This window comes from Pseudomonas sp. p106 (genome assembly GCF_003936645.1).
GTDB classification, from domain to species: Bacteria; Pseudomonadota; Gammaproteobacteria; order Pseudomonadales; family Pseudomonadaceae; genus Aquipseudomonas; species Aquipseudomonas putida_E.
The window spans coordinates 75274-98223 of the sequence record NZ_RHQR01000021.1 but is presented as its reverse complement, the minus strand read 5'-3'; the positions used below and the strand labels follow the sequence as shown (position 1 = coordinate 98223).

Genomic DNA, 22950 nt, shown 5'->3' with positions numbered 1-22950 from the left:
ATGGCGCAGCGGACGGGACTCGAACCCGCGACCCCCGGCGTGACAGGCCGGTATTCTAACCGACTGAACTACCGCTGCGCATAGTGGCTTATCAGGCCTTGTTCCTCTCTGGCCATCTGCCTCTTTCGAAGCATCGTGCACCAGGAACGCTCAGGAAGTGGTGGGTGATGACGGGATCGAACCGCCGACCCTCTGCTTGTAAGGCAGATGCTCTCCCGGCTGAGCTAATCACCCTCGCGATGTTGCTTGTTGCGTTTGCTTCGCTGAGGCCGCGAAATTTACGCAGGTGCCGATGCTAAGTCAATAGCCCCGTTGAATTTTTTTTGAAAAGGGTGGGAGAGCAGTTGCAAGCTTCAAGCTGCAAGCCGCAAGAAAAAGCCAGGTGGCGCTGGCCCGATTTCCAAGCCCGGCAAATGACGAAGGGACCTCACGGCCCCCTCTTGCAGCTTGCAGCTCAGCTATAGATCATCTTGCGCGTCATGCCGCCATCGACCACGAACTCCTGGCCAGTGACGAAAGCTGCCTGGCGCGACAACAGCCAAGCAACCATGGCCGCCACGTCTTCCACCGTCCCTACCCTGCCCGTCGGATGCTGGGCATGGTCGGCATCGCTCAACGGCTCGGCACGGCGTTGCGCAGGGTCGCGCGTATCGATCCAGCCCGGGCTCACGGCATTGACGCGGATCTCCGGGCCCAGGCTCATGGCCAGGGCATGGGTCAACGCCACCAGGCCGCCCTTGCTTGCTGCATAGGCCTCGGTATCCGGCTCGGACTGCCGGGCACGGGTCGAGGCCAGATTGACGATCGCACCATTGTGCGCTCGCAAGTAAGGCGCGCAGTGCTTGGCCAACAGCATCGGGCCGCTGAGGTTGACCGCCAGCACACGGTTCCATTGCGCCAGGCTCAGGCTCTCCAGGGTCTGGTTATGCGGGTTGGCGATGGCCGCGTTGCACACCAGCGCGTCCAGCCGCCCGAACTGCCCCAACACCTCGGAAACCCCGGCACTGACCTGAGCTTCGTCGGCTACGTCCATGGTGATGAACCAGGCGTTTTCACCCAGGGCCTTGGCGACCTTGGCGCCGCGAGCGCGGTCCAGGTCGCTCAGCACCACCTGCCAGCCCTCGCAGATCAACCAGGCAGCAATGCCCAGGCCGATGCCGCGTGCGGCACCGGTTACCAGGGCTACCCGGCCGTTATGGCCCGGCCCGCCGCCCTTCCAGTCGATCACAGCGCTGCCAGCCCACGCGCAAGGTCGGCTTGCAGGTCAGCCACGTCTTCCAGGCCGACGGCAACGCGGATCAGGCTGTCGCGAATACCCGCAGCCTCACGCTCCTGCGGCGTCAGGCGGCCGTGGGAGGTGGTGGCCGGGTGCGCGATAGTGGTCTTGCTGTCACCCAGGTTGGTGGTGATCGAGATCACCCGCGTGGCATCGATGAAGCGCCAGGCGCCTTCCTTGCCACCCTTGACCTCGAAACTCACCACCGCACCAAAGCCGCTCATCTGGCGCTTGGCCAGTTCGTGCTGCGGATGGCTTGGCAAGCCGGCGTAATGCACCTTCTCGATACCCTCCTGCTGCTCCAGCCACTCGGCCAGTTGCTGAGCGCTCTGGCAGTGCGCACGCATGCGCAGCTTGAGGGTTTCCAGGCCTTTGGTGAAGATCCAGGCGTTGAACGGGCTGAGGGTCGGGCCGGCGGTGCGCAAAAAGCCCACCACTTCTTTCATCTGCTCGCTGCGCCCGGCCACAACGCCGCCCATGCAACGGCCCTGGCCGTCGATGAACTTGGTAGCAGAATGGAACACGATGTCAGCGCCAAGCTTGAGCGGCTGCTGCAGCGCCGGGGTGCTGAAGCAGTTGTCCACCACCAGCATGGCACCACGGGCATGGGCAATCTCGGCCAGCGCGGCAATGTCCACCAGTTCGGCCAACGGGTTGGAAGGCGACTCGAGGATCAGCAGCTTGGTATTGGCCTTGATGGCCTTGTCCCAACCCGCCAGATCGACCAGCGGCACGTAATCCACTTGTACGCCGAAACGCTTGAAGTACTTCTCGAACAGGCTGATCGTCGAGCCGAACACGCTCTGCGACACCAGCACATGGTCGCCGGCGCTGCACAACGACATCACCACGGCGAGGATCGCCGCCATGCCGGTAGAGGTGGCCACGGCCTGCTCGGCACCTTCCATTGCCGCCAGGCGCTCCTCGAAGGCACGCACGGTCGGGTTGGTGTAGCGCGAGTAGACGTTGCCCGGGGTTTCACCGGCAAAGCGCGCGGCCGCATCGGCGGCCGTGCGGAAGACATAGCTGGAGGTCAGGAACAGCGCTTCGCTGTGCTCCGCCTCCGGTGTACGGTTCTGACCGGCACGCACCGCCAGGGTGTCGAAGCCGACACCCTCGAGGTCACTGTCCAGTCGCCCGGCATCCCATTGATCCGTCATGCCGTCGCTCTCCAAATCAGTTGTTGTAGAGGTCGATGATCGCGCTGACCGCCTGGTTCTTCACCTTGGCCAGGTCATTGCGAGCCTGCTCGATGCGGTCGAGGTAGGCCTCGTCGATGTCGCCGGTGACGTATTCACCGTTGAACACCGCGCAATCGAAGTGCTCGATCTTGATCTTGCCGCCACCGACCGATTCGATCAGGTCCGGCAGGTCCTGATAGACCAGCCAGTCGGCGCCGATCAACTCGGCCACCTGATCGGTGGTGCGGTTGTGGGCGATCAGCTCGTGAGCGCTCGGCATGTCGATGCCGTAGACGTTGGGGTAACGCACTGCAGGGGCCGCGGAACAGAAGTAGACGTTTTTCGCGCCGGCTTCGCGGGCCATCTGGATGATCTGCTTGCAGGTGGTGCCGCGTACGATCGAGTCGTCGACCAGCATCACGTTCTTGCCGCGGAACTCCAGCTCGATGGCGTTGAGCTTCTGGCGCACCGATTTCTTGCGTGCAGCCTGGCCGGGCATGATGAAGGTACGGCCAATGTAGCGGTTTTTCACGAAGCCTTCGCGGAACTTGACGCCCAGGTGGTTGGCCAGCTCCAGGGCGGCGGTGCGGCTGGTGTCAGGGATCGGGATGACCACATCGATGTCGTGGTCCGGGCGCTCGCGCTGGATCTTCTCGGCCAGCTTCTCGCCCATGCGCAAGCGCGCCTTGTATACCGAAACGCCATCCATGATCGAGTCCGGACGGGCCAGGTAGACGTGCTCGAAGATGCACGGTTGCAGTTTCGGGCTTTGAGCGCACTGCTTGGTGTACAGCTGGCCTTCTTCGGTGATGTACACCGCTTCGCCCGGCGCCAGGTCGCGGATCAGGGTGAAGCCGAGCACGTCCAGGGCAACGCTTTCCGAGGCGATCATGTATTCAACGCCTTCGTCGGTATGACGCTGGCCGAACACCACCGGGCGAATGCCGTTAGGGTCACGGAAGCCGACAATGCCGTAGCCGGTAACCATCGCCACCACCGCGTAACCGCCAACGCAGCGGCTGTGCACGTGGGAAACGGCGGCGAACACGTCTTCTTCGGTGGGCTGCAGCTTGCCACGCACCGCCAGCTCATGGGCGAACACGTTCAGCAGCACTTCCGAGTCGGAGTTGGTGTTGACGTGGCGCAGGTCGGACTCGTAGATCTCCTTGGCCAACTGCTCGACGTTGGTCAGGTTGCCGTTGTGCGCCAGGGTGATGCCGTACGGCGAGTTGACATAGAACGGCTGGGCTTCGGCCGAGGTCGAACTGCCCGCAGTCGGGTAACGGACGTGGCCGATACCCATATGGCCTACCAGGCGCTGCATGTGGCGCTGCTGGAAGACATCGCGCACCAGGCCATTATCCTTGCGCAGGAACAACCGGCCGTCGTGGCTGGTCACGATACCTGCAGCGTCCTGGCCGCGGTGCTGGAGGACCGTAAGCGCGTCATACAGCGCCTGATTGACGTTCGACTTACCGACGATACCGACGATGCCACACATGCGACGCAACCCCTACTTTGATGAAACTTGAGTGAATAGCGCTCAAGGCTTTGCAGGCCCGAGCAACTGTTCCTTGAACGGGAGATCAGCCGGAGTGCTGATCACCCCACTGGACATCCACTGGCTGGTGAAACCCAGGATCAGGTTCTTCGACCAGTCAGCGACCAATAGAAATTGTGGTATCAGGCGAGATTCCTGCCACCAGGTATCCTGCTGCACCGGCCCCAGGCTGAGCAGACCGATGGCGACCACCACCAGCAAGGCTCCGCGCGCCGCGCCGAAGGCCATGCCGAGAAAACGATCGGTACCGGACAGCCCGGTCACGCGGATCAGCTCACCGACCAGGAAATTGACCATCGCGCCCACCAGCAGGGTGGCGACGAAAAGAATGGCGCAGCCAGCGATGATGCGCATCGATGGGGTCTGGATGTAGCTTTCAAGATACACCGAGAGCGACCCACCGAACATCCAGGCGACTGCACCGGCAATGATCCAGATGAGCAGGGACAAGGCTTCCTTGACGAAGCCGCGCTTGAGACTGATCAGTGTGGAAACGGCGATGATCGCGATGATCGCCCAATCAACCCAGGTAAATGCCACGGTGCTGCCTGCAGACGTTTGAGGCGGCGCATTTTACCAGAGCAAAGGGCCGGGAGTAAGCGGAATGTCAGGCCGATTGGCCAGCCCGCAGATGGGCTGCAGGGCAGCCCCCTGGAATCAACCGCGTTCTGGCTGGAAACGGATCACAAAGCCCTTCAGCTTCTGCTGCCGATTGATTGCATCACGCAGGCGCTCAGCCTCGGCACGCTCGATCAGCGGCCCCACATACACCCGATTCATGCCACCGGCCGAACGAATGTAGGCATTGTAACCCTGGCTGCGCAGGGTTTTCTGCAGGTTCTCGGCTCCGGCGCGATTGGACAGGCTGGCCAGCTGGATCGACCAGCTCACCGGCAAGCCGTTGACGTCGATTTTCGACGGTGCGGTAGCGCTTGCTGCTGGCGCAGGCGTAGCGGCCGGCTGCACCTGGGCCTTGGATGCCGGAGCAGGCGCCTGCGGCTTGGGCTGAACTTGAGCCTGGGTTTGCGGCGAAGGCGTGATCGGCTGGCTCGGCGTGGCCACCGGGGCCGAGGACTCATTGACTACCACAGGTGCCTGCTGCGGCTCTTGCGGCAGCGGTTGCGGCTCGGGCACTGCAACCGGCTCTACCTTGACTTCAGGCAAGCTCGGCATCGCTGGAGCCTGCGGGGCCTCGACGCGCACCTGGCGCATTTCGTCCTCGCGGGTGAACAGCATCGGCAAGAAAATCACCGCCAGCGCCACCAGCACCAACGCACCCACCATGCGCTGTTTCATCCCTTTATCCAGCACTGCCATCTACTCACCCCTCCAGGGCCTGCTGCCCCAGCCATTCCAGGGCCTCGGCAACACAGAAAAACGAACCGAACAGCAGGATCTGGTCATCCGCCGTCGCCTGAGCGCATTGCCCATCAAGAGCGGCGCCGACGCTGGCATAAGACTTCACCGACGCGCCGAGGTTCGTCAAGGCGCCGACGAGTTCGGCGGCCGGACGGCTGCGCGGTGACTGCAAAGGCGCCACCGCCCAGTCGTCGACCAGGCCCTGCAACGGCGCCAGGACGCCCGCCAGGTCCTTGTCCGCCAGCAGGCCGAAGACTGCCAGGCGCCGGCCCTTGAGCGGTCGCGCTGACAGGCGACGCGCCAGGTACTCTGCTGCATGGGGGTTATGCCCCACATCCAGCAACAGCTCCACGCGCTTGCCTTGCCAACTGAACGTGCGACGGTCCAGCCGCCCGGTGATACGGGTATCGAGCAGCGCCTGACGAATTTGCCCGGCATCCCAAGGCAGCCCCATCAGCAGGTAAGCCTGCAGGGCCAGGGTGGCGTTCTCCATCGGCAGGTCGAGCAGCGGCAGGCCTGACAGCTCCACCACCGCGCCATCTGCTGCTGTCCCGCGCCAGTGCCAAGTACTATCGGCACTGGTCAGATCGAAGTCACGCCCCCGCAGGAACAACGGCGCCGCCAGTTCACGCGCCTTGTCCAACAATGGCCGAGGGGGATCCAGGTCACCGCACAATGCCGGCTTGCCCGGGCGGAAGATGCCAGCCTTCTCGAAGGCTACCAACTCGCGGGTATCGCCCAGGTAATCGACATGGTCGACGCCGATACTGGTCACCAGGGCCAGGTCGGCATCGACGACGTTCACGGTATCCAGACGACCACCCAGGCCTACTTCAAGCACCACGGCATCCAGCCCGGACTGGTAGAACAGCCAGAATGCCGCCAGGGTGCCCATCTCGAAATAGGTAAGGGAAATCTCGCCTCGCGCCGCCTCGACGGCCGCAAAGGCTTCGCACAGGCGCTCATCACTGGCCTCCTGGCCATCGATCAGCACCCGTTCGTTGTAACGCAACAGGTGTGGCGAGCTGTACACGCCAACCTTGAGCCCCTGAGCACGCAGCATCGACGCCACGAAGGCACAGGTCGAGCCTTTGCCGTTGGTGCCGGTGACGGTCACCACACGGGGCGCCAGCTTGCCCAGGGCCAATCGTGCAAGCACCTTTTGCGAACGCTCCAGCCCCATGTCGATGGCCGAGGGGTGCAACTGCTCGAGGTAGGCGAGCCATTCGCCCAGGGTTCTGTCTTTCATCAGGCGACCGCAGCGGCCTCGCGTGCCTGCTCGGGAGTTTCCTGGCCGGTCATCTGCGCCAGCAGACGCGCCAGGCGTGGACGCAGCTCGCCACGCGAGATGATCAGGTCGATGGCGCCGTGCTCCAGCAGGAACTCGCTGCGCTGGAAGCCCTCAGGCAGCTTTTCGCGCACGGTCTGCTCGATCACGCGCGGGCCGGCAAAGCCGATCAGCGCCTTCGGCTCACCGACAATGACATCGCCGAGCATCGCCAGACTGGCGGAAACACCGCCGTAGACCGGATCGGTCAATACGGAGATGAACGGAATGCCCTCTTCGCGCAGGCGGGCCAGCACGGCCGAGGTCTTGGCCATCTGCATCAGCGAGATCAGCGCTTCCTGCATGCGCGCACCACCGGAGGCCGAGAAGCAGATCATCGGGCAGCGGTTTTCCAGGGCATGGTTGGCGGCGCGGACAAAACGCTCACCGACGACGGCGCCCATGGAACCACCCATAAAGGAAAATTCGAAGGCACTGACCACGATCGGCATGCCCATCAGGGTACCGCTCATGGAGATCAGGGCGTCCTTCTCGCCGGTCTGCTTCTGGGCACCGACCAGGCGGTCCTTGTACTTTTTGCCATCGCGGAATTTCAGGCGGTCGACCGGCTCCAGCTCGGCACCCAGCTCGGCGCGGCCTTCAGCATCGAGGAAGATGTCGATGCGCTGACGTGCGCCAATACGCATGTGGTGGTTGCACTTGGGGCAGACATCCAGGGTCTTTTCCAGCTCCGGACGATACAGCACGGCCTCACAGGCTGGGCACTTGTGCCACAGGCCTTCTGGCACCGAGCTCTTCTTCACCTCGGAACGCATGATCGAAGGGATCAGTTTGTCGACTAACCAGTTGCTCATGCTTTATTTCTCCAGTATTGGCGGGCGGGGACCAGTCTGGCCGGCCATGCCCTGCCCTTTGAGCTCAAATTCTTCTGTCAAACGATGACGAGCCGGCCACAGGGGCTGCCTGCGTACCGCACCGTCTTCAACGTATTCTTTGGCCAACCGGCATGCCGGCAGCCGCCCCGCAGGGCTGCGATAGCTATGGACGATGGCGCGCAGCCAGCCGTCACATCTGGCATCACGCCTGTTTCACCGCGCGCATGAACGCTTCGATCTTCGCCGCGTCCTTTATGCCCTTGGCCTGCTCCACACCACCACTGACATCCACCGCATACGGCCGCACCTGGGCGATGGCCTGGCCGACATTGCCGGCCGACAAGCCTCCGGCAAGAATGATCGGCTTGCTCAGCCGTGAAGGCACCAGCGACCAGTCGAACGCCTCGCCAGTACCACCGGGTACGCCGGCAACATAGGTGTCGAGCAGGATGCCACGCGCACCGGCATAGTGCCGGCAGGCAGCCTCCAGGTCATCACCCGGGCGCACTCGCAGCGCCTTGATCCAGGGGCGGTGGTAGCCTTCGCAGTCAGCCGGGGTTTCGTCGCCGTGGAACTGTAGCAGGTCCAGCGGCACAGCCTCGAGGATCTCGTTGAGTTCGCAGCGCGAGGCGTTGACGAACAGGCCGACCGTAGTCACGAAGGGTGGCAACTCGGCCATGATCGCCCGCGCCTGGCGCACGTCGACGGCGCGCGGGCTTTTGGCATAGAAAACGAAGCCGATGGCATCGGCCCCCGCCTCGGCGGCGGCCAGCGCGTCTTCTATGCGGGTAATCCCGCAGATCTTGCTGCGAACATTGCTCATGGACTGCAAACCCTGAGAAAACACTGAAAGGCCCGATGGTAGCAAAAGCGTTTTCGCCCGTCAGTCGGCCAACGCCTCGTAGCCGGTCAGAAAGTGTGGGCCAATGTAACGCTGTGGCAGCTGGAATTCCTCCGGGTACTCTACCTGCACCAGGTACAGGCCGTACGGATGGGCCGTCACACCGCCTTCGCGCCGGTTGCGCCCTTCCAGCACTTCACGGGCCCAGCCCGCAGGGCGCTCACCTGCACCAATGGTCATCAGCACGCCGGCAATGTTGCGCACCATATGGTGCAGGAAAGCGGTGGCCCGCACATCCAGCACGATCATCTGCCCGTGACGGGTGACCCGCAGGTGATGAATATGCTTGATCGGCGACTTGGCCTGGCACTGGCTGGCGCGAAAGGCACTGAAGTCGTGGGTACCCAGCAGGAACTGCGCAGCATCGGCCATGCGTTCTACATCAAGCGGCCGGTGATTCCAGGTCACTTCCTCGGCCAAGTGTGCCGGGCGGATCGGGTCGTTGTAGATGACATAACGGTAGCGCCGGGCGGTGGCCTTGAAGCGCGCATGGAAATCCGCAGGCATCGGCCGCGACCAGACCACACTGATGTCATGGGGCAGGTTGAAGTTGCTGCCCAGGGTCCAGGCGCGTTCGTCGCGATTGGCGCGGGTATCGAAATGCACGATCTGCCCACACCCATGCACACCGGCGTCGGTACGCCCGGCGCAGACCACCGTGATGGGCTCGTTGGCCACTTTCGACAGGGCTTGCTCCAGTGCCTGCTGGACACTGGGCACACCGCTGGCCTGGCGTTGCCAGCCGCGGTAGCGCGAACCCTTGTATTCCACGCCCAGGGCAATGCGGGTGAAGCCTTCGGCGGCCGATTCGGTGGCAGCGGTGTCGATGATGTCCAAGAGCGTGAAACCTGTGGGGCAATACGAAGTGCCGGGGATTATAACGACAACGGCAGCCTTGTTGGGCTGCCGTTGGTTTTACGCTGCAGGTGAGGCCTTCAGACCAGCCGGGACAGCATGTCTTCGGCTTCCTGACGTTGGGTGTCGTCGCCATCCTTGACCACTTCATCGAGGATGTCACGCGCACCCTGATGGTCGCCCATGTCGATATAGGCACGTGCCAGATCGAGCTTGGTGGCCACTTCGTCGCTGCCGGAGAAGAAATCGAAGTCCAGGTCGTCCAAAGGTTCCGGCTCCTGGGCAGCATCGGCAGCGGTGAAGTGCGGCGCCAGCGACGGCGACTCGAGATTCTGCGAGAGCTTGTCCAGTTCGGCGTTGACGTCGCTCAGCTCCGAAGCAAAGCTCTTGGCAGCCGGTGACTGGTCATCCAGCGACAGCGACAGGTCGAAGTCTTCCGGCAGCTCCAGCTCGGAAATCGGGTCGAACTCAGGGATGGAATCGAAAGCGGCCAGTTCGGCAGCAACGTCGACCGGCTCTTCCTCGACCGGTTCGGCAACGCTCGGCTCACCGATGTCCAGGTCGAAGTCCGCCAGATCATCGACGCTCTGCGGTTCGGCCTGAGCCTGCGCCAGCAAGGCTTCGAAGTCGGCATCGGCATCGGCATCTGCTTCCTGCACGGCAGGATCAGCGGCGGCGAGCGGCTCGTCATTTACCTGCAGATCCGTCAACGCCGCTTCATCGAGCATCGGCGGTTCAAGGTCGTTCAGGGGCAGATCGTCACCCAGGTCAAGGTCGAAGGCACTGTCCAGACCATTATCATCAAGAGCAGGCGCTTGAGCATCGGCCTCGGCTTGCGGTTCAGGTTCAGGCTCAGGCTCAGGCTCAGCAACAGCGTCAGGCTCAGGCTCGGCATCGACCTCTGCCGGCGGCTGCGCCTCATCCTGCAACAGATCCTGCACATACTGCTCATCCAGCTCGGCAGCCAGCGCCGCAGCCCCCAGCCCCGCTGCGGCGATGCCGAGCATGGCCGGGTAATGCTCCTTGAGCTGACTGACCTGCGCGATATTTTCTTCGCTGCCCGGCAGCTTGCGCTCCTGCTCCACGAATGCGCTGTGGTCACCCTGGCGCGCATAAACCTCCATCAGCTTCAACCGCAGGCCATCATGCTCCGGTTGCGCAGCGACGGCCGTCTCCAACAGGTCGGCCGCATGGTTCAGACGGCCGCTGGCCAGGCTCTGCTCGACCTCAGCCAACAGCTCGGCATTCGGGTCCTGTGCCGGTGATGGCGCGGCAACGGGGGCTGGGGCTACGGGTTTTTCCGCCGCAACGGCTGCAGCAGCCGAAGCCGCTACCACCGCCGGCGACAGGGTTACGCCAGGCGCCGACACTTCCAGCTCATCGAAGCTGCTCGAAGGCAGGTCGAGGTCGGGGTTACGCTCGCCCTCCTCGGCCAGTGCCCGCGCCATACGCAGGTGCTTTTCGGCCTCCTGCTGGGCTTTGCGTCGGCGCGCCAGCAGCAACAGCAGCAACAGCAGCACGAGGAATGCGGAACCTGCGATCAGGCCCAGCACCAACGGATTCCCCAGCATCTCATCCAGCGCGCCCGGCTGCTGGGCGGCTGGGGCATCCTCGCCAGCCGGGGCAGAGCCAGGCGCGGTGTCGACGGCAGCCGGCGCCGGTGCCACGACGGGCTCGGCGGGCGGTACCTGGGCGTTGCCTGCAGGCTGCGCCGGGGCCGATTCACCAGGCAAGGCGGCGGCCGATGCCGGCTCCCCGGCAGCACCCTGTGCCTCCAGGCGTGCCAGCTGGTCGTTCTTGAGCTGAATCAGGCGCTGCAGCTTGTCCAGCTGGCTTTGCAGGTCGCTCATCCGGCTCTTGAGTTCTTCATTGTCACGACGGCTGGTGTCCAGGCTCTCCTGGGCCACGGCCAGCTTGTCGTTGAGCGCCTTGGCATCGCCAGCGCCAGGCTGGTTGCCTGGGCTGACCAGGCGCAGGTTGTCGCCCTGGGCGATACGTTCCGGCGCCGCATCGGCAGCGCCGCGACGGGTGGCGTCCAACTGCCTGGCGCGGGGGCCGAGGCGCCGGCCCTCACGCCAGGCGGCGTACTGTTCGGCCACTTCGCGATTGGCCTCGGCCTGGGGGATGCTCTGGACCTGCTGACGATCGGGCAGGCGCAACACCTGGCCAACCTTCAACTGGTTGATATTGTTGCCGATAAAGGCATCCGGGTTCAGCGCCTGAATGGCGATCATGGTCTGCTGCACCGAGCCACCACTTTGGGTATTGCGCGCAGCAATCTGCCAAAGGGTATCGCGGCGTTTGGTGGTGTAGCTGCCGGCGCTGCTGGTTGCCGGGGTGACATTGGCCGCGGCAGGCTGCTCGCCTTGGGCCTTGGCCTGGTCGAGCAGCACACTGTAGTCACGCAGCAGGCGGCCCTGGGGCCACATCACCTGGACCAGAAACTTGACCACCGAGCCCGGCAGCGGCTGGCTGGAGGTTACCCGCAGCACGCTCTTGCCATTGGGGTTGATCACCGGGGTAAAGCTCAGGTCCTCAAGGTAGCCCGGATACTCCACCCCGGCCTTGCTGAACTCTTCCGGCGGCGCCAGGCTTGGTGCCACTTCGGCAGCGGTGAGGTCGCGCACATCGAGCAATTCGATCTCGGCGTCCAGCGGCTGGTTCTGCGCCGACTTGAGCGTCAGCTCACCCAACCCCAGGGCATTCGCCATGCCAGATGACAGCGCCGACGCTGCCGCCATGGCCAGAACCAGTTTGCGAATTCGAAGCATGACCTCATCCCTTGTATGAATCGTCCCGAAACCGCATGCGGTGCGGGACAAAAGTGCTCGCCAGTATCTTTTACGCTATGTGTTTAATCAACAATTGCGCCACCTGCACGGCGTTGAGCGCAGCGCCCTTGCGCAGGTTGTCGGTGGTCAGCCACAGGTTGAGCTGCTGGTCTTCGTCAACACCATGGCGTACACGACCAACATAGACCACGTCTTGCCCTACTGCGTCCCCTACCGGGGTCGGATAATCATCCCGCTCGACCAGCTCGACACTGTCGGCACCCTCCAGCGCGGCATTGACCGCAACAAGATCCACCGGATTACGGCTCTGTACCGCCACACTGAAGCTATCGCCAAAAAACACCGGGACTTGAACGCAGGTCACGGAAATCTTCAGTTCCGGCTGCCCCAACAGCACCGGCAGCTCATCAACCAGGCGGCGTTCGAGCGCGGTGTGGCCCTGTTCGTCTGCCGCACCGACCTGGGCCAGCAGGTTGAACGCCACCTGGCGATCGAAGAAACGCGGCTCCAGCGGGCGGGCGTTGAGCAACTCGGCGGTCTGCCGGGCCAGTTCGTTGACAGCCTCCCGGCCCTGGGCAGACACCGCGAGCGCGGCCATGACCTGCACGCGCTCGATCTCCAACAGCCCCTTCAGTGGCGCCAGCGCGACGGCCAAGGCCACGGCTGCGGCACTGGGGCTGGCGATGCACGCCGGCAGCGCCAGGCCGGCGATGCGCTCGGCGTTGGCCTCAGGCACGACCGCCAGGGCGTCATCCAGGCCGCCAGACAGGTCAATGACCGTGCAGCCGGCCTCACGGGCCTTGCTGGCAAAGCTACGGCTGACGGCCGGGCTGGCGGCGAAGAAGGCCAGTTTGACCTGGGTGAAATCGAAACTGTCGACCTCACGCACTTTGACCTTCTTGCCGGCGAACATCACGCTGCTGCCCGCCGACTCCATGCTGGCCAGCAGGTGCAGCGTGCCGACCGGGAAGTGCAATTCTTCGAGAATCTGTACCAAGGTTTCACCGACGCTACCGGTGGCGCCGACGACGGCGATGTCCAAGGGTTGGGTCATGGAGAGGATCCTTTTGCTGTAACGGCGGGGGGGCGGCACTTTACTCGGATTGTACCGTTTTGTCTGTGCTGGCCCTGTGGGGCGCACCATAAAAAAACCCGCGCTGTCACCAGCGCGGGTTTTCTGTTCAACGCAGAACGATCAACGCTCGAGCAGAATCCGCAGCATGCGGCGCAGCGGCTCGGCAGCACCCCACAGCAGCTGATCGCCGACGGTGAACGCGCCCAGATACTGCGAGCCCATGTTCAGCTTGCGCAAACGGCCCACCGGAATGTTCAGGGTACCGGTGACGTTGGTCGGGGTCAGCTCCTGCATGCTGATCTCGCGCTGGTTCGGCACCAGCTTCACCCACGGGTTGTGCTGGCTGATCATGCCTTCGATATCGGCCAGCGGCACGTCCTTGTTCAGCTTGATGGTCAGTGCCTGGCTGTGGCAGCGCATGGCGCCGATGCGCACGCAGATGCCATCGACCGGGATCGGGCTCTTGAAGCGGCCGAGGATCTTGTTGGTTTCGGCCTGGGCCTTCCACTCTTCACGGCTCTGGCCGTTCGGCAGCTCCTTGTCGATCCATGGGATAAGGCTGCCCGCCAGGGGCACGCCGAAGTTCTCGGCCGGGTAGGCCTCGCTGCGCATGGCCTCGGCCACCTTGCGGTCGATGTCGAGGATGGCGCTGGCCGGGTTGGCCAGGTCATCGGCAACTGCCGCGTGGGTAGCACCCATCTGCTTGATCAGCTCACGCATGTTCTGCGCACCGGCACCGGACGCCGCCTGGTAGGTCATGGCGCTCATCCACTCGACCAGGCCCGCTTCGAACAGGCCGCCAAGGCCCATCAGCATCAGGCTGACGGTGCAGTTGCCGCCGATGTAGTTCTTGGTGCCGGCATCGAGCTGCTGGTCGATCACCTTGCGGTTGACCGGGTCGAGCACGATCACCGCATCGTCCTGCATGCGCAGCGACGAGGCAGCATCGATCCAGTACCCCTGCCAGCCGGCTTCACGCAGCTTGGGGAAGACCTCGTTGGTGTAGTCGCCGCCCTGACAGGTCAGGATCACGTCGAGGGTCTTGAGTTCTTCAATCGAATAAGCGTCCTTGAGCGGAGCAATATCCTTGCCCACGTTCGGGCCCTGGCCACCGACATTGGAGGTAGTGAAGAACACCGGCTCGATAAGGTCGAAATCCTGCTCCTCCAGCATCCGCTGCATGAGCACGGAACCGACCATGCCGCGCCAACCGATCAGACCTACACGTTTCATCGCAACTACACCTTTGCTAAAAGTGGGCCGCCACCGACCAAAAACGGTGGCGGGCCAGAGAGATTACAGATTCCGCAGCGCTGCGACTACTGCGTCGCCCATTTCCTGCGTACCTACCTTGCTGCAACCGGCCGACCAGATGTCACCGGTACGCAGGCCCTGGTCCAGGACCTGGCTTACCGCCTGCTCGATGGCCTCGGCTGCGGCCTGCTGGTTGAAGCTGTAACGCAGCATCATCGACACCGACAGAATGGTCGCCAGCGGGTTGGCAATGCCTTGGCCGGCGATGTCCGGCGCCGAGCCGTGGCAAGGCTCGTACATGCCCTTGTTATTGGCATCGAGCGACGCCGAAGGCAGCATGCCGATCGAACCGGTCAGCATGGAAGCTTCATCCGACAGGATGTCACCGAACATGTTGTCGGTCACCATCACGTCGAACTGCTTGGGCGCGCGCACCAGTTGCATGGCAGCGTTGTCGACATACATGTGGCTCAGTTCTACGTCCGGGTAGTCCTTGGCCACGTCCTCGACCACTTCACGCCAAAGTTGGCTGGAGGCCAGGACGTTGGCCTTGTCCACCGAGCACAGCTTCTTGCCACGCACGCGGGCCATGTCGAAGCCGACGCGGGCGATACGGCGCACTTCGCTCTCGCTGTACGGGAGGGTGTCGTAGGCCTGACGCTCGCCGCCTTCGAGTTCACGCTGGCCACGCGGGGCACCAAAGTAGATGCCGCCGGTCAGCTCACGGACGATGAGGATGTCCAGGCCCGAGACGATTTCCGGCTTGAGCGACGAGGCATCGGCCAGTTGCGGGTAGAGGATGGCCGGGCGCAGGTTGGCGAACAGGCCCAGCTGCGAGCGGATTTTCAGCAGGCCGCGCTCAGGGCGGATGTCCCGCTCGATCTTGTCCCACTTCGGCCCGCCCACAGCGCCCAACAGAACGGCATCGGCCTGGCGCGCACGTTCCAGGGTCTCGTCGGCCAGCGGCACGCCGTGCTTGTCGATGGCAGCACCGCCGATCACGTCGTGCTCGAGGCTCAAGCCGAGCTGGAACTTGTCGTTGGCCAGCGCCAGCACCTTGACCGCCTCGGCCATGATTTCCGGACCAATGCCATCACCTGGGAGAATCAGAATCTGCTTGCTCATGCTTTCCTCTATCCATTCAAGCGGTGCGGCCAGCCCGGCCGCACCGTAAAAAACTCAGCGCTCTGCCCACAACACGATCACGTCGGTGCTGAACGAGCCGTCTGCCTCAATCTGGTAATACTGCCGCACTTCCTCGCCCATGGCTTGCTGCAACTGGCGTATGGCCACGCGCAGCGGCTCGGGCGTGCGCATGCGCTCGACCCACGAGGCCCACTCCAGGCGCAGGCGCTGACGGGTGTGGCTGCGGGCATGCAGGCCAGCTTCGCTGACCTGGCGCTGCCACTGGGCGGCAGAATAATCGCGTACGTGGCTGGTGTCGCGCAGCACTTCAACCGTTTGCAAATAGGTATCGAGCAACGGGCTGCCCGGCGACATCACGTCAATGAAGGCTGCCACCCCGCCCGGCTTCAACACCCGACGCACTTCGCGCAACGCCACACCCAGGTCGCTCCAGTGGTGCGCCGAGTAGCGGCTGAAGACGTAATCGAACGAGGCATCGGCGAACGGCAGGCGTTCGGCGGCACCATGCTCGGTGGTGATATTGCCCAGGCCGCGCTCGGCGGCGGCGCTGGCAACCACGTCAAGCATCGACTGCGACAGGTCGTAGGCGACCACCTCTGCCACCAGAGGCGCTACGTGGAAGCTGACATGACCGGCACCACAGCCCAGGTCCAGCACGCGAGCCGCACCCTGCCCCGCCAGCTCGGCTTGCAGCAGGGCGAATTCACTGCCCTGGGCGTGCACGGCGCTGCTGAGGTAGGCACTGGCCTGTTCGCCGAACTGGCGTTGGACCACATCGGTGTGGGTGGTGCTGGTCATGGGCGCATTCCTTTTGATTTTGGGTTGTCTCTACGGCCGCTATCGCCGGCTAGCCGGCGATGAGGCCAGCAAACCCGATTACATCATTCAGGCATCACGGAACAGCCAAGGCTGTGCGGTGCGGTGTTTGCCTTCAAACGCCTTGATCGCCTCGCCGTCCTGCAAGGTCAGGCCGATATCGTCCAGGCCATTGAGCAGGCAGTGCTTGCGGAACGCGTCGATCTCAAAGTGCAGCACCTTGCCATCCGGACGGGTCACCGCCTGTGCCTGCAGGTCGATGGTCAACTGGTAGCCAGGGTTGGCTTCGACCTGCTTGAACAGCTCGTCGACTTCCTCATCGCTCAGAATGATCGGCAACAAGCCGTTCTTGAAGCTGTTGTTGAAGAAGATGTCGGCGAAGCTCGGCGCGATCACGCTGCGGAAGCCGTATTCGTCCAGCGCCCAAGGGGCGTGCTCACGGCTCGAACCACAGCCGAAGTTCTCCCGCGCCAGCAACACACTGGCACCCTGGTAGCGCTCGTGGTTGAGCACGAACTCTTTGTTCAGCGGGCGCTTACTGTTGTCCTGGTAAGGCTGGCCGACGTCCAGGTAACGCCACTCGTCGAACAGGTTGGGGCCGAAGCCGGTACGCTTGATCGACTTGAGGAACTGCTTGGGAATGATCTGATCGGTGTCGACGTTGGCACGGTCCAACGGCGCGACGAGGCCGGTGTGCTGGGTAAAGGCTTTCATGCTGCGCTCCCTTGGATCAACTCGCGAACATCGATGAAGTGACCAGTCACCGCCGCAGCGGCAGCCATGGCCGGGCTGACCAGGTGGGTACGGCCACCGGCGCCCTGACGGCCTTCGAAGTTGCGGTTGGACGTGGACGCGCAATGCTCGCCGCTTTCCAGGCGGTCCGGGTTCATCGCCAGGCACATCGAGCAGCCTGGCTCACGCCATTCGAAACCAGCCTCGAGGAAGATCTTGTCCAGGCCTTCACGCTCGGCCTGGGCCTTGACCAGGCCCGAACCCGGCACGACGATGGCCTGCTTGACGGTGGCAGCGACCTTGCGGCCTTTGGCGATTTCGGCTGCGGCGCGCAGGTCTTCGATCCGCGAGTTGGTGCAGGAGCCAATGAACACGCGGTCCAGTTGGATATCGGTGATCGCCTGGTTGGCGCTCAGGCCCATGTACTTGAGGGCGCGCTCGATCGAGCCACGCTTGACCAGATCGGCTTCGGCGGCAGGGTCCGGCACACGCTGGTCGACGGCCAGGACCATCTCGGGCGACGTGCCCCAGCTGACCTGCGGCTTGATTTGCGCTGCATCGAGCTCGACCACGGTGTCGAATACCGCATCGTCATCGGATACCAGGTCTTTCCACGCCTCGACCGCACGCTCCCACTGCTCGCCTTTGGGCGCATAAGGGCGGCCTTCGACGTAGGCAATGGTGGTGGCATCGGTCGCAACCAGGCCAACCCGTGCACCGGCCTCGATCGACATGTTGCAGATGGTCATGCGGCCTTCCATGGACAGGGCGCGGATGGCGCTGCCAGCAAATTCCATGGCGTGGCCGTTGCCACCGGCGGTACCGATCTTGCCGATCACGGCAAGCACGATGTCCTTGGCCGTCACGCCGGCAGGCAATGTGCCCTCGACGCGCACCAGCATGTTCTTCATCTTTTTGGCGACCAGGCACTGGGTGGCGAGCACATGCTCGACCTCGGAGGTGCCGATACCATGGGCCAAGGCCCCGAAAGCGCCGTGGGTGGAAGTGTGCGAGTCGCCACAGACCACGGTCATGCCGGGCAAGGTGGCGCCCTGCTCGGGGCTGATGACATGGACGATGCCCTGGCGCACGTCATTCATCTTGAATTCGACGATGCCGTATTCGTCACAGTTCTCATCGAGGGTCTGCACCTGCAGGCGCGACACCTGGTCGACGATGGCCTCGATCCCGCCCTTGCGTTCCGGGGTGGTCGGCACGTTGTGGTCCGGGGTGGCGATGTTGGCATCGATGCGCCACGGCTTGCGGTTGGCCAGGCGCAGGCCTTCAAAGGCCTGGGGCGAGGTCACTTCGTGAATGATATGGCGGTCGATGTAGATCAAGGACGAGCCGTCATCACGGCGCTTGACCTCATGGGCTTCCCAGAGTTTGTCGTAGAGCGTTTTGCCAGCCATCAGACTGTTCCTCATCAGCGTCTTTCTATGCCAAAGACCCCTTGGCTTGTACGGACGATGCTATGGCGATAGATTGAATAACTCAAATTCATAATTTTCATGCTTTGCATAACCATCAGGAATTCGAACGATGGACCTGGCCAACCTCAGCGCCTTCATTGCCATTGCCGAGACCGGCAGCTTTTCCGGTGCCGGCGAACGCCTGCACCTGACCCAACCGGCCATCAGCAAGCGCATTGCCGGGCTGGAGCAACAGCTGGACGTGCGCCTGTTCGATCGCCTGGGCCGCGAGGTGACCCTGACCGAAGCCGGCCGCGCCCTGCTGCCGCGCGCCTATCAGATCCTCAACGTCCTCGATGATACCCGACGTGCGCTGACCAACCTGACCGGGCAGGTGAGTGGTCGCCTGACCCTCGCCACCAGCCATCACATTGGCCTGCACCGCCTGCCCCCGCTGCTGCGAGCATTCACTCGCCAGTACCCGGCCGTTGCGCTGGATATCCAGTTCCTCGATTCAGAGGCGGCCTATGACGAGGTTCTGCATGGCCGCGCCGAGATAGCGGTCATCACCCTGGCACCAGAGCCCCATCACCTGATCAAGGCCATGCCCATCTGGGACGACGCGCTGGATTTCGTCGCAGCCCCCGAGCACCCGCTGGCCAGCAATACCCAGGTCAGCCTGGCTGACGTTGCCCGCCATCCGGCGGTATTCCCCGGCGGCAATACCTTCACCCACCACATCGTCCAGCGCCTGTTCGAAAGCCAGGGCCTGGCCCCGAACATCGCCATGAGCACCAACTACCTGGAAACCATCAAGATGATGGTCTCGATCGGCCTGGCCTGGAGCGTGCTGCCGCGCACCATGCTCGACGAGCAGGTTGCACCCATCGCTTTGCCCGGCATACAGCTGTCACGCCAGCTAGGCTACATACTGCATACCGAGCGAACGCTATCGAACGCCGCCCGGGCCTTCATGGCCCTGCTCGACAGTCACGCAGGGGCCGCCTGACCGGTCGTCAGCCCTGCACTTCCAACCAGGGACGCGTCAAACGCCAAAGGTCTGGTATCCATGCCCAAATCAGCAAACCGCTTTCCGCGCCTGCCGCGCATCCCTGCGGCCGACCCCCAGGAGTCGGAACTGGCCTGGCAGAACGCTCCGCAATTGCTGGCTGCGCTCAATGGTGCCCGCCTGGGCGCCTGGCTGTGGGACATCGACAGTGGGCGGGTCAGCTGGTCGCGCGGCACCCAGGCACTGTTCGGTTTCGATCCGCAGCGCCCCTTGCCCAACGACATCGACTACCTGGACCTGTTGCCGGAAGAAGATCGCGCCCGCACACGCCAACTGTTCCAGGCAGTGGTCAACGGTGAACCGGCCGAGAAAGCCATGCGCCACCGCATCCGCTGGCCGGATGGCAGCCTGCACTGGCTGGAAATCAACGGCAGCCTGACCCATGACCGCCAGGGCCGGCCTCAGATGATCGGGGTAATCCGCGAGATAACCCGCCAGCGCGAGCGGGAAACCGCCCTGATCAACTCGGAGAAACGCTTTGCCACCCTTTTCCACCTGAGCCCCAACGCAATTTTGCTCACCCGCCACCACGACGGCATGATTTTTGAAGTCAACCAGCATTTCGAAGACATGTTCGGCTGGCCCGGTGACCAAGTGATCGGCAAGACCACCCTGGAGCTGGGCCTCTGGGCAACCCCGGAGCAGCGTCACCTGGTACTGGATGCGACCCGTGCCAGCGGCGGCCCGGCCATCTTGGAAGTGCAGTTGCGCGCCAGCAGCGGCAAGATCCACGACGGCATCCTGTGCGCCCAGGGCATCGAACTGGAAGGGGTGACGTTCCTGCTCAGCACCTTCGTCGACACGTCCGAGCGCAAACGCGCCGAGCAAGCGCTCAAGGATAGCCAGGAACGCCTTGACCTGGCCCTGGACTCGGCGCAACTGGGCACCTGGGACTGGCACATACCCAGCGGCATGCTCTATGGCTCGGCCCGTGCCGCACAATTGCACGGGCTGGACCCGATACCCTTTCACGAATCGTTCGACGCATTTTTCGAAGGCGTGCCCCAGGACGAACGCGATGGCATGCGCCAGGCTTACCGCAGCCTGCGCGAAGGCCCAGAAGGCAACTACCAGATAACCTACCGGGTGCAACTGGAAAACGGCGCTTCACGCTACATCGAAAGCCGCGCACGCCTGTACCGCGACGAGCACGGCAACCCGTTGCGCATGGCTGGCACCCTTCTGGACATCACCGAGCAGGTCGAGCGCGAACTGCGCCTTAGCGCCTCGGAAGAGAAGTTCGCCAGCCTTTTCCAGGTCAGCCCCGACCCGATCTGCGTAACCCGCCAGGACACTGGCCAGTTCATCGAGATCAACCCGGCCTTCACCCAGACCTTTGGCTGGAGCGCCGAACAGGTGATCGGCCGCACCGCCGAACAGATCGGCCTGTGGGCCGAGTCGATCGAACGCGCCCACCGCATCGAACGGGTTATCCGCGAACAGGCCCTGAGCAATGTCGCCGTGGTGGTCAACCACCGCAACGGCTCACCACTGACCTGTGTGATTTCCAGCCGGCTGGTCAGCGTCGACAACCAGCCCTGCAGCGTCACGACCCTGCGCGATATAACCCAGCAGCAACGGGCCGAAGCGGCGCTCAAGTCCAGTGAAGAGAAGTTCGCCAAGGCATTTCACTCCAGCCCGGACGCCATCACCATCACCGAGCGCCACAGCGGTCGCTATGTGGAAGTCAACGATGGCTTCTGCCGGCTGACCGGCTACAGCACCGCCGAAGTGATCGGCCGCAGCGTCTACGAGCTGGGTATCTGGGCCGATGACAAGCAGCGCAACGCGTTGCTGGTGGAGCTGAAGGAGCGTGGCCGGGTACACCACCGGGAGATGCTCGGGCGCAACAAACGTGGCGACATTCTCACTGTGGAAGTATCGGTTGAGCCGATCAGCCTCAACGAGGCCGATTGCCTGTTACTCACTGCGCGCGATGTCAGCCAGTTGAAGAATGCCCAGGCACAGATCCGCCACCTGGCCTACCACGACCCGCTGACCAACCTGCCCAACCGCGCCTTGCTGATGGACCGCCTGAGCCAACAGATCGCCCTGCTGCGCCGGCACAACCTGCGCGGCGCCCTGCTGTTCCTCGACCTCGACCATTTCAAGCACATCAACGACTCCCTCGGCCACCCGGTGGGCGACACGGTGCTGAAGATCATCACCGCCCGCCTGGAAGCCAGTGTGCGCCTGGAAGACACGGTGGCACGCCTGGGTGGCGATGAATTCGTGGTACTGCTCAGTGGCCTGGAAGGCAGCCGCGAAGCGGTGGAGAACAAGGTTCGGGAGCTGGCCGATACCCTGCGCGAACTGCTGGCCGAACCCATGTCGCTGGACGGCCAGCGTCTGCAGGTAACCCCAAGCATTGGCGTGGCACTGATCCCCGACCACGGCACCACCCCCGCCGACCTGCTCAAACGCGCCGACATCGCCCTGTACCGCGCCAAGGACTCAGGGCGCAACACCACCCAGCTGTTCCATACCACCATGCAGAAGGCCGCCAGCGAGCGCCTGCGCATGGAAAGCGACCTGCGCCTGGCCCTGGCACGGGGCGAGCTGGCCTTGCACTTTCAGCCCCAGGTGGATGCCCGCGACAACCGCATTATCGGAGCCGAGGTACTGTTGCGCTGGCATCACCCGCAATTGGGCCAGCAACCGCCGGCTCAGTTCATCCAGGTGCTGGAGGAAAGCGGCCTGATCCTGGAAGTTGGCAGCTGGATACTCGACGAAGCCTGCGACGCTTGTTCGCGCATGCTCGCAGACGGGTTGATCGATGCCGATGATTTCAGCCTGTGCGTGAACATCAGCCCCCGGCAGTTCCGCCAGAACGACTTCGTCCAACGGGTGCTGCGCAGCCTGGACGACTATCGCTTGCCACGGCACATGCTCAAGCTGGAAATCACCGAGGGCATCGTGATCCAGAACCTGGAAGACACCATCAGCAAGATGCGCGAGCTCAAACGCTATGGGGTGAGCTTCGCCATGGACGATTTCGGTACGGGCTATTCCTCGCTGACCTACCTCAAGCGCTTGCCGGTGGACGCGCTGAAGATCGACCAGACCTTCGTGCGCGACGCCCCGCAAGACTCCAACGACGCCGAGATTGTCCGCGCCATCGTCGCCATGGCGCGCAGCCTTGACCTGGCGGTGATCGCCGAAGGCGTGGAGCTGACAGAGCAACTGGAATTTCTGGAGCGGCTGGGGTGCCACCTGTACCAGGGTTACCTGCACAGCCGGCCGCTGCCGCTACCGGAGTTCCGGCAGATGCTGCTGGAGGCCCCCGCCGATTTCTGAGCAAGGAAAAAAGGATTTGGGGCCGCCAGGCGGCCCAATGCAGGAAAGCCGGCTCCCACAG

At 63.5% G+C, this 22950-nt stretch carries 18 protein-coding genes and 2 tRNA genes; 2 read left to right on the top strand and 18 right to left on the bottom strand.

Annotated elements, in window-relative coordinates:
• Position 1: 1 nt before the first annotated feature.
• The 18 genes from EGJ09_RS22170 to leuC all read right to left on the bottom strand — a co-directional run bounded on the left by EGJ09_RS22170 (position 2) and on the right by leuC (position 18523).
• Positions 2-78: transfer RNA gene (locus EGJ09_RS22170), tRNA-Asp, on the bottom strand.
• A gap of 80 nt (positions 79-158) precedes the next feature.
• A tRNA-Val gene (locus tag EGJ09_RS22165) sits at positions 159-234 on the bottom strand.
• A 220-nt stretch (positions 235-454) separates the two neighbouring features.
• Positions 455-1228 carry an SDR family oxidoreductase gene (locus EGJ09_RS22160; protein WP_125924775.1) on the bottom strand — a complete coding sequence of 258 codons (774 nt, stop codon included), beginning with the start codon at positions 1226-1228 and terminating at the stop codon, positions 455-457.
• Complete coding sequence (locus EGJ09_RS22155; protein ID WP_039603172.1) at positions 1225-2436, bottom strand: O-succinylhomoserine sulfhydrylase; 1212 nt, start codon at positions 2434-2436, stop codon at positions 1225-1227. Before EGJ09_RS22155 ends, EGJ09_RS22160 begins: the two co-directional genes overlap by 4 nt.
• Positions 2437-2452: 16 nt before the next feature.
• Positions 2453-3958, bottom strand: a complete 1506-nt coding sequence (purF, locus tag EGJ09_RS22150) for an amidophosphoribosyltransferase (RefSeq protein ID WP_046786528.1) — start codon at positions 3956-3958, stop codon at positions 2453-2455.
• 42 nt (positions 3959-4000) lie between these two features.
• Entirely contained in the window at positions 4001-4558 is a 558-nt protein-coding gene (locus EGJ09_RS22145) for a CvpA family protein (protein ID WP_012313468.1), read from the bottom strand.
• 117 nt (positions 4559-4675) lie between these two features.
• Positions 4676-5335 (bottom strand): SPOR domain-containing protein, encoded by a 660-nt coding sequence (locus EGJ09_RS22140; RefSeq protein ID WP_115275640.1) that lies wholly within the window; start codon positions 5333-5335, stop codon positions 4676-4678.
• Positions 5336-5339: 4 nt separating this feature from the next.
• Positions 5340-6626, bottom strand: coding sequence for a bifunctional tetrahydrofolate synthase/dihydrofolate synthase (gene folC / locus EGJ09_RS22135; protein WP_046786530.1), 1287 nt, complete (start codon positions 6624-6626; stop codon positions 5340-5342).
• Positions 6626-7519 carry an acetyl-CoA carboxylase, carboxyltransferase subunit beta gene (accD, locus tag EGJ09_RS22130; protein ID WP_012313465.1) on the bottom strand — a complete coding sequence of 298 codons (894 nt, stop codon included), beginning with the start codon at positions 7517-7519 and terminating at the stop codon, positions 6626-6628. The genes folC and accD overlap by 1 nt, the downstream gene beginning before the upstream one ends.
• A gap of 223 nt (positions 7520-7742) precedes the next feature.
• The gene (locus EGJ09_RS22125; protein WP_012313464.1) at positions 7743-8363 is read right to left on the bottom strand and encodes a phosphoribosylanthranilate isomerase; all 621 of its coding nucleotides are present in this window, start codon (positions 8361-8363) and stop codon (positions 7743-7745) included.
• A gap of 60 nt (positions 8364-8423) precedes the next feature.
• Positions 8424-9278, bottom strand: coding sequence for a tRNA pseudouridine(38-40) synthase TruA (gene truA / locus EGJ09_RS22120; RefSeq protein WP_046786531.1), 855 nt, complete (start codon positions 9276-9278; stop codon positions 8424-8426).
• A gap of 98 nt (positions 9279-9376) precedes the next feature.
• Positions 9377-12067, bottom strand: coding sequence for a FimV/HubP family polar landmark protein (locus EGJ09_RS22115; RefSeq protein WP_125924774.1), 2691 nt, complete (start codon positions 12065-12067; stop codon positions 9377-9379).
• A gap of 70 nt (positions 12068-12137) precedes the next feature.
• The gene (locus EGJ09_RS22110) at positions 12138-13142 is read right to left on the bottom strand and encodes an aspartate-semialdehyde dehydrogenase (RefSeq protein ID WP_115275635.1); all 1005 of its coding nucleotides are present in this window, start codon (positions 13140-13142) and stop codon (positions 12138-12140) included.
• 141 nt (positions 13143-13283) lie between these two features.
• On the bottom strand, positions 13284-14396 hold the full coding sequence (asd, locus tag EGJ09_RS22105) for an aspartate-semialdehyde dehydrogenase (RefSeq protein WP_046786534.1): 1113 nt from the start codon (positions 14394-14396) through the stop codon (positions 13284-13286).
• A gap of 63 nt (positions 14397-14459) precedes the next feature.
• On the bottom strand, positions 14460-15542 hold the full coding sequence (leuB, locus tag EGJ09_RS22100) for a 3-isopropylmalate dehydrogenase (RefSeq protein WP_115275634.1): 1083 nt from the start codon (positions 15540-15542) through the stop codon (positions 14460-14462).
• A 54-nt stretch (positions 15543-15596) separates the two neighbouring features.
• On the bottom strand, positions 15597-16361 hold the full coding sequence (locus EGJ09_RS22095; protein WP_125924773.1) for a class I SAM-dependent methyltransferase: 765 nt from the start codon (positions 16359-16361) through the stop codon (positions 15597-15599).
• An 87-nt stretch (positions 16362-16448) separates the two neighbouring features.
• On the bottom strand, positions 16449-17093 hold the full coding sequence (gene leuD / locus EGJ09_RS22090; protein ID WP_046786537.1) for a 3-isopropylmalate dehydratase small subunit: 645 nt from the start codon (positions 17091-17093) through the stop codon (positions 16449-16451).
• Positions 17090-18523, bottom strand: coding sequence for a 3-isopropylmalate dehydratase large subunit (leuC, locus tag EGJ09_RS22085; protein ID WP_046786538.1), 1434 nt, complete (start codon positions 18521-18523; stop codon positions 17090-17092). Before leuC ends, leuD begins: the two co-directional genes overlap by 4 nt.
• A gap of 130 nt (positions 18524-18653) precedes the next feature.
• Here leuC and EGJ09_RS22080 point away from each other — a divergent pair, with 130 nt between their 5' ends.
• Both EGJ09_RS22080 and EGJ09_RS22075 read left to right on the top strand, forming a co-directional pair.
• Positions 18654-19532: a LysR family transcriptional regulator gene (locus EGJ09_RS22080; protein ID WP_125924772.1), complete on the top strand. Its 879-nt coding sequence runs from the start codon at positions 18654-18656 to the stop codon at positions 19530-19532.
• Positions 19533-19592: 60 nt separating this feature from the next.
• Complete coding sequence (locus tag EGJ09_RS22075) at positions 19593-22889, top strand: PAS domain S-box protein (RefSeq protein ID WP_125924771.1); 3297 nt, start codon at positions 19593-19595, stop codon at positions 22887-22889.
• Positions 22890-22950 lie beyond the last annotated feature (61 nt).